The organism is Methanomethylovorans sp., assembly GCF_041305605.1.
Taxonomy (GTDB): Archaea; Halobacteriota; Methanosarcinia; order Methanosarcinales; family Methanosarcinaceae; genus Methanomethylovorans.
Genome location: NZ_JBFYLB010000026.1, coordinates 14,838 through 29,099 on the forward strand (window position 1 = coordinate 14,838; position 14,262 = coordinate 29,099).

Here is a 14,262-nt window from a genome sequence, read left to right on the forward strand (position 1 = left end):
CGATTTTTCCGTTGCCGGGAACTTCCTGGTCCACAGATTTCGGGATATATCCTTCTGCATCAAATAGACGCGGGATTGATGAAACCGCTGCGCAGCATGTGATCCGTAAGCACTATTGCAACCATAGACTCAGCCACAGGCACAAGCCGGGGTGGTATGGTTGGATCGTGCCTTCCATGGACCTGCACTTCACATTCATGGATAGTTTCCATATCCACAGTTCTCTGTTTCTTTGAAATGGATGGTGTCGGTTTCACAGCAATCCTGCATATAATAGGAAGCCCTGTGGATATGCCGCCAATTATACCACCGGCGTTGTTTGTCGGGCATGTGATCTGTTCGTCTTTTACTACAAACGGATCGTTCATCTGGCTGCCTTTCATGCGTGCACTTGCAAAACCTGCACCGATCTCCAGTCCTTTGACAGCACCGATACTCATCAGTGCCTTTGCAATATCGGCATCCAGTTTATCAAATACAGGTTCTCCCAGACCTCTGGGAACTCCCGTGGCAATGACTTCAACGATACCGCCAAGACTATCACCTTCTTTACGTGCATCTTCAACAGCTTCCATCATTCTTGAAGCCGCTTTAAGGTCAGCGCAACGTACTGGCGTCTTCTCTATATTATCCATTACTTCGGTAAAGGACAGCTCGGAAGCGACAATACCACCCAGTTCGATGACATGTGCAAAAATGGTGATCCCATAAGAGGAGAGTAAATGCTTTGCAATGGCGCCTGCAGCCACCCTGCCAAGGGTCTCCCTGCCGGATGATCTGCCTCCTCCCCTATGGTCCCGAATACCATATTTTTCCTTGTACAACAGGTCTGCATGTCCGGGTCTGGGAATTGTCCGCAGATAATCATAAGCATTGGAGTTTGCGTCCTTGTTGCGGACCATCATGGATATAGGCATGCCAGTGGTCTTTCCCTCGAATACGCCTGAAAGTATCTCCACTGTATCGGATTCATTGCGTGAGGTAGAGGCACTGCTCTGGCCAGGTCTTCGCCTGTCAAGTTCTTTCTGTATCACGGAGGCTTCAAGGGACAGACCCGCAGGAGTTCCATCTACTACTACTCCCAGGGCATTACCATGTGATTCTCCCCAGGTGGTGACTTTAAAAACAGTTCCGAAAGTGTTCCCAGACATCGTTAGTAAATCATCCTTACTTCTCTTATAGTTTATCCCGCTTTCTTCAGTTCATGAAGCGGGCTCAAGTGGAGCTGGTTCTATGTGGATGACAACGTCCTGGACGCCTTCAAAATGCTGTTTCAGTTCATATTCCACAGTATCGGCAATGTCATGCGACCTAATGGTAGGCATTGTGGGATGCACTTCCACATGCAGGTCGATGTATATGTGACCTGCAGTCCCTCTGCTCCTTATATTGTTGCAGCCGATAACTCCTTCCACTGCACATACTACGTTATGTATTTCTTCAGCATTGAGCTGAGATGTATCACACAAAACAGAAGAGCTTTTCATAATTATGTTGATGCCTGTATAAACGATGATCCCCGAAATTACTGTTGCTATGATCGGATCAAGTACGGGGAAACCTGCTTTTATGGCAATGAGCCCCATAATTACAGAAAGAGATACATAAATGTCGCTTTTGGTGTGCATGGAATCAGCTATCAGCACTTCACTTTGCAATTTTACTCCATTGCGATGTTCATAGGTGGTTACCATGTAGTTAATTGTCATGGTACCGATCATGACCAGAAAACTAAATGTGGTCACTTCGGGTATGGTCCCACTTCCGAATCTGTGTAAAGCTGAGCTTACTATATTAAAGCCGGCAAACATCAGCAGCACAGCGATGAAGACAGATGCCATTGTCTCAAATTTGCGATGCCCATAGGGATGTTCTGCGTCAGGTGGTTTGGAAGCTGCCCGGATGCCTATCAGGCCCACTATGTTTGAGACGCCATCGAACATAGAATGATAACCATCCGATTGCATGCTGAGGGTATTGGTCAGCATACCATAGCTGATCTTGGCAAAGGAAACCGCAAGGTTCAGGAACAGGATCAGAATCATTATATTTCTGATCCTTTGATAACGTGTATCCATCTTTATCTCTGGGGAGATTAGTACAATAGTATATATATTGATATGATTTTTATATAGAATAAGTGAAGCCGCAGCTATATTTCTTCCCGGTGGCTATCTTTACATATATTTTGCAATGAACGCAGTAACAGGATACCGGAAGGTATAATTTATATAATGACCCTGTTCAGTGCATGGTGAAAATTGCTGTCACGGGTAAAGGCGGTGTAGGTAAGACCACGCTTTCGGGTACTCTTGCGCGGATGCTTGCAAGGGATGGTTTTGATGTAGTAGCCATAGATGCCGATGCAGATATGAACCTTGCATCTTCCATCGGCATAAGCAAGCCTCCTAATCCTCTCACGGACTATCAGGATATGATCGAGGAACGGGCAGGGGAAAAAGGGGGCATGTTCAAGTTCAACCCCAAAGTTGACGATATCATTGATAAATTTGGAGTAGTGGGTCCTGATAATGTAAAGATGCTTGTGATGGGTACCATTGATACTGGCGGTAGTGGCTGCATGTGTCCTGCCTCCTCTTTCCTTAAGGCATTTCTCAGGCATGTTGTCTTGAAGGACACCAGTGCAGTGATACTTGATATGGAGGCAGGCATCGAACACCTGGGCAGAGGAACCACAAAGGGTATAGACCTGATGATCATCGTTGTTGAGCCCGGCAAGCGTTCCCTGGAAACAGCTGAAAGGATAAAGCATCTCTCAGAGGGTATAGAGGTCAAACATCTGGCAGCGGTCATCAACAAGGGCAAGTCTGTAAACCTTACGCCTCAGCTTGAGGCTCTTGGAATACCCGTGCTTGGTGAGATACCCTATGATGAAGATCTTGTCCGGGCAGACCTCGAAGGCGTTGCACCCATTGATGTAGGGGGAAAATGGGTGGATGCAGTGGTACAGATCAAGGATAATATGATGCGGATGATCAATGGTTTTGAGCAACAGCAATGATGGCAGAAAAGCAAATCCAAAGGACTGCATATACTCATGCAGATCCTTACGTCACAAAAGACGGTTCGATAATAAGAGAACTCATGCATCCTGCTGTGCATGGCAACTCTTATCTGAGCCTGGCAGAGGCACGAGTACCTCCGGGTTCTTCAACCATTTTGCATATGCATGGAGTCACAGAAGAAGTCTATCATATCATCTCAGGCTCTGGGTTTATGATCCTTGGAGAAGACAAGTTTGAAATAGGTAATGGAGATACCATCTGTATATCTCCGGGTACGGCTCACAAAGTAGAGAACTTCTCCGGGGCGGAACTTGTGATACTCTGCTGCTGCGTACCGGCTTATTCTCATGAAGATACTTATCTTTTGGAAAATATCTTCTCTTAAGCAGTACTTTTTATAAAAAATACAGGATAACCGGCAGTAAGATCACGCCCATGGCATTACTTTTTCGTACATGCATGAAAGATGGCAGCAGTCCTATAGATGTGGCCATGAGGAATATTATGATCCCGAAAACCCCTGTGAATAAGGTGACCATCAGTACAAGACCTGCCAGTACTGTGATGCTTAGTTTTCTGTAGTCTATTTTCTCCATGAACAGGTGAATGGTATTTCCAATCTTGATAGTTGAATAATACGAAAATATCGATGCAAGGATCACTACACCTAATAGAATAAGGATAATGGGTATGTCTATTGATGATGGTTCCAGAAAAGATGATATCGCCACTATTGCGCCGTTGCGGGCCCTGCCAATGAAGAAAAAAACAAAAAGGCCGAAAATTGCATTGGCAGTATTGACACCCGATACTGAAACTATGAACTCCCTGGCTTCATCCAGCGGATCTTCAGATATAGCAGATTTACCAGAATTTTGTTTGCCACGTATCCTGCTGACCTGTTCTGCCAGCAATGTGGCGACAGAAGATGATACTCCCGGTAACCAGGCTACAAAGGAACCCGCAATGCTTCCGGAGGCAATTGCTTTTATTACCCTTTTAGCAGGCAGTGTGATCAATGAAGTGCGCTGCGGTGGAATGACTGAACTGGTCGTGAGGCTTACTATCAGCTGGGAAGCTCCAAACAGGCCGCTTAACAGAGGAAGCAGTATCGATGGACTATCCGAGCTGAACAGGGAGTTAGCCATATTCTCCTTCCCGAAAGCAAAGATCCCCAGCAGGCCACTCATCATGAATACCATAAGTGCATAGAATTTATACCTATACCGGGTAAGAGAGCCCTGGCCCGGTACATACTCTCCTTTTTCAGTTAAGATCATCAGCAAAGCTATGAAGAGCAGCATCCAGCCGATATATTCCTGTATAAGTGGATATATTGTATATAACAGAAGTCCAAAAGGCAAGAGCAGAATAATGGATATGATAACAGAGCCTGCACTTCCCAGAGCTGAAAGGCGTATTGCTTCGGGTCCTCTGCCATCGAGCAGCAACTGATGTCCCGGAAGTACTGCCAGTGCCATATCCGAGTTAGGTACTCCCAGGTAGATAGCAGGTATTATATCGTGAAAGGTGTGCGTGATACAGTTTGCCAGGATCATGAAGATGATATACGTAGCTGGTATGCCGCTTTCAATGAGCAGAGGAGATACGGATACCAGCAACAGAGCAAAATTATTGCTGTGCAGTCCGGGTATTAATCCTGACACTATGCCCATCAGGCAGCCTGCAAGTACAGACAGCAATAAAAGCAGTATGGATATATTTTCAATGATCATAGGCATCGGATCATCCTTTTCGTTTTCAGAACAGTGGAAATTATACTATAAAGAGGAGCTATATCATTATAAGTTTTTCCGGTCAGTTCTAACTTCAGATACTGCTTGTATCAGGCAAAAGTATCTTTCCACCACAACAATAAATACTAACATGCCTTTTTTGATGCAGGAATGAACCTATGAGCATCAAGTGTGATAAGTGCAAACACGATTCCATTATCTACCAGAGATATTCCGGTATGCACCTGTGCAAGAAGCATTTCATGGAAGACGTGGAAAGGAAGATAAAGCTCACAATACGCAAACATTATGCAGTGAAGAAGAACGAGACAATAGCGGTGGCTGTAAGCGGGGGCAAGGACAGCAGTGTACTGCTTTATATGCTACATAAGATCCTGGGGCAACGTCCGGATATCCGGCTCGTTGCTCTTTCAGTGGACGAGGGCATAGCAGGATATCGGCACAATACTCTGGAACAGGCTAAAGGGCTTACCAGCCGGCTTGGTGTGGAACATATCATTCTCTCTTTCAGGGAAGAATATGACAGAACAATGGATGAGATCGCTTCCTGGGACCGTGAAAAAGGAACTTGCAGTTATTGCGGTGTCCTGCGTAAATCCATTCTCAACCGCAAGGCTCTGGAATTAGGTGCCACCAAACTTGCAATTGGCCACAACCTGGACGATGAGGCCCAAACGATAATGCTCAATCATCTCAAAGGAGATGTGGCACGTATGGTACGCCTTGTTCCCCTGTGTGAGCTGGAAGGGCTTGTACTCAGAATAAAACCTTTACGTTTCGTTCCTGAAAAAGAGGTTGCCATGTATGCCTATCTCAACGGTCTTCCTCTCAGTACCGGCGCTTGTCCTTACGCTCATGAGGCCATGAGGGGAGAAGTTAGAGAAATGCTGGACGATTTTGAGGATAAGCATCCGGGAACAAAATATGCTCTTTTAAGTGGTTTCGACAAGATCGCAGATGTCCTTTCCAGGGAAATGCCCATTGCAAAACTTGCCAATTGCCGCATCTGCGGGCAGGCATGCAGTGGTGAGCTCTGCCAGGCGTGTAAGCTGCTTGGAAAACAATAGGTTCCGTTATTCAAATGAATACATGTCAAATGAATAGAGTTCCTTCCCTGTACGATCCATATACATTCGTGTTATCCAGATAGTCGTGAGTGGCCTTATCACAAGCACTGAAAGGAAAAGATAGGCCAGGCTCCATACATCTGCAAGAGCTTCTACCGAACTAATAGCACTTCCGAATATTTCCAATGCCAGGGAAATAATAACTATGATCCCGATGATCGCGATCACGCTAACCTTGTTATCTCTGAAGAATTCCAAGCTTTTTTCCAGTGCCGAGATAGGATCCAGGTCATCTACCACTAAGGCGTATTCTACAAAGAACAGCAATATTCCGGCAACAAGGGCATAGAGGAACCAGGCCAATGTACCTAGGCCTATCAGTATGCTTCCTGTGGAGGTGGGATCGGTTGCTAATGCTTCAAGTTCCCCTGCACTAAGAGCGCCGGGCACGAGGAACAACACGCCTGCCATTATAATAAGAGCCACCAGTGTTTTAGCAAGCAGAAGGTTCAGGACATGGTGTCTGGCAGATGACCACATCTGCCCAATGGATGTATCGCCGCTAAGCAGTGCAAGACGGCACATGCCGATAGCTCCTGCCTCAAAGAATGATCCGATCAGTAAGAGAAATATCAAGAGTAACAACGTACCTGCTATGAAAAGCAAGAGATTTTCTTTTAAGAGTGAACTAAGTATTTCCAGGTATACTTCGGGTGGTACATTATCGGCTACAGTAGAAGAAGCTATTTCCGGCATCACAAAGACTATTACGAAAAGGGTTATAGCGAACAAGGAAAAGATGATCGTTGCCATCAGATCAAGAATGAAAGGAACCGCTATTATCATATTTCGGGTCCATGTCCCATAGCCCCTGTTCAGTAGAGTGCCCAGATCTTCTTGCATACTTTTACTCCTGTAGCTACCTTACACATTTTAATATAAAAAGTGTTCCGAACGACTTAAAAAAAGAGTGAGGCCAATGGCCTCATGCAATCTGGTCCTTTATAGCAGTCCTTTGCCAATGAAAAGAGTTGAGAACAGGATGGCGATCATGTTTACCACCTTGATCAGGGCATTGAGGGCAGGACCTGAGGTATCTTTGAATGGGTCACCTACGGTGTCACCTACTATTGCTGCCTTGTGTGCATCTGAGCCTTTTCCGCCATATTCTCCGTTCTCTATGAACTTCTTGGCATTGTCCCATGCTCCGCCACCGTTATCCATTGTAAGGGCCAGCAGCAAACCTGCAACTATAAGACCTATGAGTAGTCCACCGAGTGCTGATGGGCCCAATAAAACGCCTACTACAAGCGGAACTACTATTGCGAGGAAACCGGGGATAACCATTTCGCGAATGGCTGCAGCAGTCACAATGTCTACACATTTTCCGTATTCTGGTTTTGCTGTACCTTCCATGATTCCGGGGATCTCTCTGAACTGGCGGCGTACCTCGTCCACTATCTTGACAGCAGCCTTGCCTACAGCCTGCATTGTGACAGCTGTGAACAGGAATGGCAACAGTCCACCGATGAAGAGGCCTACAAGCACCACTGGCTGGTCCAGACTCAGGTTGAGGGAAGTACCAGCAGGTGAAACTTTGTGCTTGTAATCTGCGAACAAAGCCAGGGCACCCAAAGCTGCAGAACCTATTGCATAACCTTTTGTGACGGCCTTTGTGGTATTACCCACAGCATCCAGAGCATCAGTGACCTTGCGCACGCTTGAAGGCATACCTGCCATTTCAGCGATACCCCCAGCATTGTCGGTGATGGGACCATAGGAGTCGAGTGCAACGATCATGCCTGTTGTGGAAAGCATTGCTGCTGCTGCAATAGCTATACCGTATAAGCCCACTGCAGGATCGGTCATACCGCCCACGACAAAGTATGAAGCAAGAATACCGGCTACAATTGTCACCACAGGCAGGGCTGTACTTTCAAAACCAATCGCAAGACCGGAAATAACGTTAGTTCCTGCACCGGTCTTTGATGCAGCGGCAATTGCCTTTACCGGGCGGAATTTTGTAGAAGTGTAATATTCGGTGAAGATCACCATGAAGACCATGATTATTATACCAACGACGGCAGCAAGGTAGATCCTCATATCATTCATCAGTGAATTGGTGATGAAGTAGAAGAACACAAGACTGATGATCGCAGAACCTGCAACCCCTTTGTACAGGGCTTTCATTATTTTGCCGTCGGCTCCTATCTTAACGAAGAAGACCGATATGATGGAAGCGATTATAGCGGATGAACCCAGCATAAGGGGATACAGGATAGCATTGGGGTATTTGTCAATTACAAGTGCACCCAGCAGCATTGAAGCGAGCACTGTGACCACATATGTCTCGAACAGATCCGCACCCATGCCAGCGCAGTCACCTACATTGTCTCCTACGTTGTCGGCAATAACGGCAGCGTTACGTGGGTCGTCTTCGGGGATACCTGCTTCTATCTTACCCACAAGGTCTGCGCCTACATCAGCAGCTTTTGTGAATATACCGCCACCTACCCTGGCGAAAAGGCTGATAAGACTGGCACCGAAACCGAAACCTACTACAAGGTCTACATCACCATAAAGTATGTAGAATCCACTGGTACCGAGCAAAGCGAGTCCTACCACTGCAAGACCTGTGACCGCTCCACCACGGAATGCCACATGCATTGCTTTTTGCAGACCACCGGAAGCAGCATGTGCTGTCCTTACATTTGCTCTGACAGATACGTTCATTCCTATGTACCCTGCAATAGCAGAACTTATGGCACCCACAAGGAAACCGATGGCGATCTTATCTCCGTCCGGCAGCAGTGTGTATATAAGGACTGCAAGAACGATTGCCACAATAGCTATTGTCTTGTACTGTCGATTCAGATAAGCCATTGCACCTTCCTGTATGGCAGCTGATATTTTCTGCATCTCCTTTGATCCGGTGCCTTCTTTAAGGACACTGCTTGCAAAGAAGCCAGCGAATATCAGACTGACAAGACCGGCAAGAGGTGCCAGGTAATATAAAACATCCATTATGTAACTCCTCTATTTGTCTTTGGTTCTGATTTACGTATATTTACGTATAAGTATCATATTAGATAAGCTGTATTTACTACAGTTCATGTATAAATGAGACTGGCTCGCGCTAATATTCTTCAATACTATATATAAAGTTGGTTGGAATCTTAAGCACCGGTTAAGGTCTCGATCCAAGTGAAGTTATGTTCCTCCTCCCATCTGTATCATATCAAACTCAATGGAATCCGGTACTTCCACAGAGAAGACAATAACGTTGCTTCTTAGTCTTCTCGCAACCGTAATAGCATTCTCCTGTTCATGTGTGAGTTTTCCATCATGGCTGGCAATGCAGAACATTTTTCTTCCCCCTTCATACTTCACCATGAAATCGAAATACTGGGCATAATCCCGCAAGAATTCCACAAGAAGCAGGAGCTCTTCCCAGGTATCGCACATATGCATCCCCTTGGTAGCTGAATTCTCTACATACCAATCCTTGCTCATATATGGGTACTTATCGTATTGCTCCCTTATTTCCTCAAAAGCTCTGAAAACTTTTTGTATATCTTTTTTCAAATTGATCCATTTCCATTTCTGCTCGGAGAAATGGCGTGCAGCAACTATGGCAACTATGGCATCCTTGTCTTCTTGTTGAAGTATCATAATAACACCTAAAACTCATCATCCTGTGCATAACTTCTATTAAACTTTAAGGCGATCTCCGCTTTCTTAAGTTCCCTTCCCAGATAGCCTGCATGTTCCAGGGTAGATACAAGTTCCATCTCCATAAGTGTATCCAGAACTTCTCTTGCATTGGTGCCCACTATCGTGGAAGTCTCATGTTCGGCAACTATCAAGCCTTCTCCCGTTCTTTCCTCATCAGGCATGATCCCGATCCTCACACTTCCGGCAGGATCTGTTTTCCACATCCTGCGCTCTTTGGCTTCCGTATACTTGTCAGGCATATTCGCATCTGTTCGCCGTCTTTTTTCCTTAAGTATCATAAGGTCTATGCCCAGATCTTTCGGGGAACTCTGTCTTTCCGTGGCAAGTATCATCATCTGGGAAGCAACCTTCAGTTCACTTATCGATCCCTGGGTCTTATTACTGTACTCCGGGGTAAAAAGTATGCTTGCACCCAGATCTGTTGCTATGCCGCAAAGTGTTGCATTCACTCCGGGGGAATCAACATCCAGGAGTTCGGTTACGTTCCCCGCTCCAAAGAAAACAGGAATTCTAGGGAACAATTTCTGAAATTCATAGTAGCGTGCAATGGAACAGGCTATTCCGTGACCAATAGGGTCTAACACAGGATCTGCAATGATCTTTCGGATGCCCAGTTCTTTTGCCTTTTCGATATTTTTTACAAGGCTGTCTAATCCTTCGCAGCTATCAGGTATGACTACGACAGGAATTTCTGCCAATACTGCCAGAGGGCCTATCTCATCCAGATTGTTGTTGTCAAGACTTAACACAAGGTCCACACCTGTTTCGATCGCACGGGTGAGGAGTGCGGGTTCAAGCGTATCGATACTGATGGGCAATGCAGTCACTTTTCTGGCGATACGGATAGTACGCTCTACATCGTCTGGCGTAGCATTGAGGGATGCTCCCAGATCGATCATGTCCGCACCCCGGCTAACAAAGGCAAGTATTTTCTTTTCCAGGGCACTGGATTCCATGCCTGTAGCATCCACTATCTCAGCCAGCACTTTCATACGGCTGCCTCCTCCAAGCTTGAGATCTTTTAGGTACATTAAAGGTTCACAGGCATTTTCTATCTGTTCCACTTTCGCCAGGGCCAATTTCTTTCTGACATCTGCAAGCAGCTCACAGGCAGGAACTTTGGCGGAAAACTCTATCTTTCCCACAAAATCCAGGACATAGCCAAGGTCATAGGCATGCTTTGGGCCGAGGTATATCTTACTGCCAAGATCTTGCTCAACTTTTGAAAAATCCCCGGATACCAGGCCTGGCACAAAGATGATGTCATAATTTTTATGTGGATCTTGCTTCTTTATGGCTTCCTGGAGCTTTCGCGGGGTTATGAATGCCGCTATATCCATATCCAGTACAATAATATGTGCCTTTGTATCCACTGCTTTTCTTACAGTGCCTTCTGCGAGTTTTCCCGTAGCAACCAGGATGTCCATGTAACCTAATTGTACAGGTAGTTAAAAAGAATATCTGCTGCTAAAAAAGAAAGAGTCCAGGTACAGCAATGTAGCCTGGATATTATGCGTTCAGCTTATTATATCGATTATTGACCCGCCATTCCTTTTCTGGCCGAGCGACTCAACAACGGATTGGCGTGTCCTGCCATAAGAGGAATTGCCACTGTAATTATTTGCTGTCTGGGGAATCGTACTTGGCGTATTCTTTGGGCCAAGTACCTGTGCGGATTGGACACCTGTCATGATAGCCATCACACGCACCTTGCCTTCGTAGTCTTCCCTTATCCTTGCACCCCATATGACATTGGCATTGGGTGAAAGTTCATAGGTAAGAGATGAAGCTATCTCTTCTGCTTCCTTCAGGCTGAGGTCAGGACCACCTGTAATGTGCACAAGGCTACCTGTCGCTCCCCTGTAGTCCACATCCAGTAAGGGGTGGTTCAATGCAATACGTACTACGTCATTGCTCTTGTCCTGGTTCTTACTCTCTCCTACGAGCATGACAGCAACACCGCCACAACCCATGATAGCCCTTATGTCTGCATAGTCGAGGTTAATGAGAGATGGCTGAGTGATCGTCTCGGTGATGCCCTTTACTGTTTCCGCGATGAGCTGGTCCATTACTGAGAAAGCCTGCTCTATGGGCAGGTTGGGTACATATTCCAGCAGTCGGTTATTATCAAGTACGATCACGGTATCTGCGGCTTTGCGCAGGTCCTCGAGTCCTTCTTCCGCTTTGACGGTCCTTGCCCTTTCAACCCTGAAAGGACTGGAGACCATGCCTACTACTATGGCTCCCTGTTCCTTTGCGATCTCTGCGACAACGGGCGCGACACCAGTACCGGTACCTCCACCCATACCTGCAGTTATGAATACAAGGTCTGTTTCCTTGAATATATCCTCAAGGGTGCCGCGGGCCAGTTCTGCTGCCTTTGCACCTACTTCCGGATATCCGCCTGCACCAAGTCCGCGGGTAAGCGTCTTACCCACAAGGATCTTCTTGTCAGCTCTGATGTTGTCCAGATGCTGTTTGTCTGTGTTAATGGCAATGGTCTCGGCACCATCTATGCCGATGTTGTAGAGCCTGTTAACGGTGTTGTTTCCTGCACCGCCACAACCTACGATCGTAATGCGCGGCATTCCAAAGCCGTCAAGTTGATCATCCACTGCTACTGTTTTTCGATACTCTCTATCCTTTTCTGTGTGTTTTAATGCTTCCTGTACTATGGATTGCACGTTCATCCCCTCACTGGATTACTGAGTACACTTGTGTAATGAACATGTGAATGACCACATAGCTGTAATATGTGGATTTCCACTAATTCCTTATATATGTGGAATTGTGTCATTACTCTACAGTGATACTATATACTTTTACTTCTTTTTATACTTATGTATTTATATTTAAAGTTAGAGGTAAGCTCACGTGCCTATAGTGCAGGATAGCTTGCCTCTCTCCTCTCTCTCTTTATACCGTCATGATGCTTAGCAGCAGACGGGATTCATTCAGTCTGACCACTTTTAGATGGCACTTGACTGTTACTGCGGGAGTCTGCAGATATAGACAGATCTCAGACAAAAGGCGACCTCAATACCACCATCTTCCGGCATCTGTCATCATACACAACTTTACCAGACCTATACTTTACAGATTGATATATATATATGTGTTCGTCGAAGCCATTTTCATGGTTTTATAAAAAACATACAACAGATTCCCGCTGATTCCAGACGGAAGCTAAAAGCAAAAACATATAACAATTACCAGCGTGAATGCATTAAAAAGGGATCTCATGAATATTCATTTAGCGCTTAGAAAGTCAGATCAGAGGCTGGTCCTTATATGCTTGAAGCAATTGCTCTTGGTTTGTCTCTGTCTTTTTCTATTACCACATGCGGGTGCAGCAGATAACATAACCGCTCCAACCGCTGGCAATGACACTGATCTTACAGGCATGTCTTTCCAGCAGTACATCATTGATCTGGATATGAGCTATATGGATGGGATCCTTGTTCAGGAAACATGGAGTTTATCGTACGATGAAAATGCCATTTTTATAGGTATTTCAGTACCAGAAGATTCCACTATGATGCTTTTCCAGAAGCAGGATATGTCCAATAGCACATCTGTGATAGATCTTGAATATAACCGGACAGGCAATATCCTCTACTTCAGCGACAATGCCACTCCCGGATCTTCAGGGTTGCCGCAGTTGTACAGTTTACTATATCTTTTACCCGGTGGATCCGATGGGCAGTTCACTAAACATCTTACAGTACCTGGATACCAGCCATCTTCGATCCACTCTCTTGTCCTTAACGTAAAAACGGATCAAGGCATTGACCCGGTGGTAGTTGATGGCAATGGGCTTTCATTATCTTCAAATTCCAAAAGAAACGGTAATATAACAACTTTCTTTTTCTCCCATCCTTCCTTCAATGAGATCACAGTATCCACAACAGAGGCAAAGGCATCAAATAATTCTATGTACCTGTCTGCTTTGTTCTTCATTATTGGCTTGCTTGCTCTTGGCGGAGCTATCTATCTGAATAAAAAGAACAAAGGTAGGCATAAAGATACGGACATTCAGGAGCTGGAATACAGGTATGCTGCAATACAGAAAGTCCTTTCTACAATTGATTCGGACCTGAAGGAAAAGATCATAGATGTAGATGTCCACAGTTCAATGTCCGGCAAATACAGGAAAGAGGCATCTGCAATAAAGAAGGAACTGGATAAAATACCGGGCAAAAAACAGGAATCTTGAACTCTGACAGACTAAAGTGCTACCAGGCACATTCTTAATCTTTATTTTTCCGGGTATGGTTCGCCTTTGATCGGTTCCAGTTCTTCTATATCAGCAGTTATCCATCCAATATCATAGCTCTGTCCACACGAAGGGCATATAATGCCTATCCGCATTCTGTTATCTGGTTAATTAATTATTTTTAGATACTTAAACAGCCGCCGGGTAAATGTTAAGCATCCGTATTATATAAAAAGGAGATTATTTAGTAAAAATAACATTAGATGGAAATATCACTAAAAATGTTAATGTTAATTTAAATGAAGAAAAAACTCTAGTGATTGACCTCTATTCAGAGGGAATGGATTTTGGCTATGAAATACCATAATTCTATCCTCTTTTTAAACTCATACAAGACATTACATATCAAGTGCATTCCCATGCACAAATATTTATCCGATACCAAAAGATGAAGTTGCATG

The 14,262-nt window shown here is 45.2% G+C and carries 12 protein-coding genes; 4 read left to right on the plus strand and 8 right to left on the minus strand.

All coding sequences use genetic code 11. The features are described 5' to 3' along the window. Positions 1-59 precede the first annotated feature (59 nt). Entirely contained in the window at positions 60-1,151 is a 1,092-nt protein-coding gene (aroC, locus tag ACCM36_RS01910; RefSeq protein WP_370572017.1) for a chorismate synthase, read from the minus strand. Between the two features lie 51 nt (positions 1,152-1,202). Further along, positions 1,203-2,078, minus strand: a complete 876-nt coding sequence (locus ACCM36_RS01915; RefSeq protein WP_370572018.1) for a cation diffusion facilitator family transporter — start codon at positions 2,076-2,078, stop codon at positions 1,203-1,205. A 173-nt stretch (positions 2,079-2,251) separates the two neighbouring features. Here ACCM36_RS01915 and ACCM36_RS01920 point away from each other — a divergent pair, with 173 nt between their 5' ends. Together ACCM36_RS01920 and ACCM36_RS01925 are read left to right on the plus strand one after the other, a co-directional pair. Then, entirely contained in the window at positions 2,252-3,022 is a 771-nt protein-coding gene (locus tag ACCM36_RS01920) for a P-loop NTPase (protein ID WP_370572019.1), read from the plus strand. Further along, complete coding sequence (locus ACCM36_RS01925; protein ID WP_370572020.1) at positions 3,019-3,411, plus strand: cupin domain-containing protein; 393 nt, start codon at positions 3,019-3,021, stop codon at positions 3,409-3,411. Before ACCM36_RS01920 ends, ACCM36_RS01925 begins: the two co-directional genes overlap by 4 nt. A gap of 10 nt (positions 3,412-3,421) precedes the next feature. On the opposite strand, the gene ACCM36_RS01930 is transcribed toward ACCM36_RS01925, so the two are convergent. Beyond that, positions 3,422-4,768, minus strand: a complete 1,347-nt coding sequence (locus ACCM36_RS01930) for a tripartite tricarboxylate transporter permease (RefSeq protein WP_370572021.1) — start codon at positions 4,766-4,768, stop codon at positions 3,422-3,424. Positions 4,769-4,941: 173 nt separating this feature from the next. Here ACCM36_RS01930 and ACCM36_RS01935 point away from each other — a divergent pair, with 173 nt between their 5' ends. Next, positions 4,942-5,850, plus strand: coding sequence for a TIGR00269 family protein (locus ACCM36_RS01935; RefSeq protein ID WP_370572022.1), 909 nt, complete (start codon positions 4,942-4,944; stop codon positions 5,848-5,850). 6 nt (positions 5,851-5,856) lie between these two features. Here the strand turns inward: ACCM36_RS01935 and ACCM36_RS01940 are convergent, their stop codons facing one another. The 5 genes from ACCM36_RS01940 to ftsZ form a co-directional block, all read right to left on the minus strand. Next, positions 5,857-6,753 (minus strand): hypothetical protein, encoded by an 897-nt coding sequence (locus tag ACCM36_RS01940; protein WP_370572023.1) that lies wholly within the window; start codon positions 6,751-6,753, stop codon positions 5,857-5,859. A 99-nt stretch (positions 6,754-6,852) separates the two neighbouring features. Further along, positions 6,853-8,874 (minus strand): sodium-translocating pyrophosphatase, encoded by a 2,022-nt coding sequence (locus tag ACCM36_RS01945; RefSeq protein WP_370572024.1) that lies wholly within the window; start codon positions 8,872-8,874, stop codon positions 6,853-6,855. Positions 8,875-9,060: 186 nt separating this feature from the next. Next, positions 9,061-9,522: a hypothetical protein gene (locus ACCM36_RS01950; RefSeq protein ID WP_370572026.1), complete on the minus strand. Its 462-nt coding sequence runs from the start codon at positions 9,520-9,522 to the stop codon at positions 9,061-9,063. Positions 9,523-9,530: 8 nt separating this feature from the next. Next, on the minus strand, positions 9,531-11,012 hold the full coding sequence (locus tag ACCM36_RS01955) for a dihydropteroate synthase-like protein (protein ID WP_370572027.1): 1,482 nt from the start codon (positions 11,010-11,012) through the stop codon (positions 9,531-9,533). 90 nt (positions 11,013-11,102) lie between these two features. Next, a complete protein-coding gene (gene ftsZ / locus ACCM36_RS01960; protein ID WP_370572028.1) occupies positions 11,103-12,269 on the minus strand; it encodes a cell division protein FtsZ in 1,167 nt (388 codons plus the stop codon). Between the two features lie 533 nt (positions 12,270-12,802). On the opposite strand from ftsZ, the gene ACCM36_RS01965 reads away from it, so the two are divergent. After that, positions 12,803-13,801 (plus strand): hypothetical protein, encoded by a 999-nt coding sequence (locus tag ACCM36_RS01965; protein WP_370572029.1) that lies wholly within the window; start codon positions 12,803-12,805, stop codon positions 13,799-13,801. The last annotated feature ends 461 nt before the right edge of the window (positions 13,802-14,262 follow it).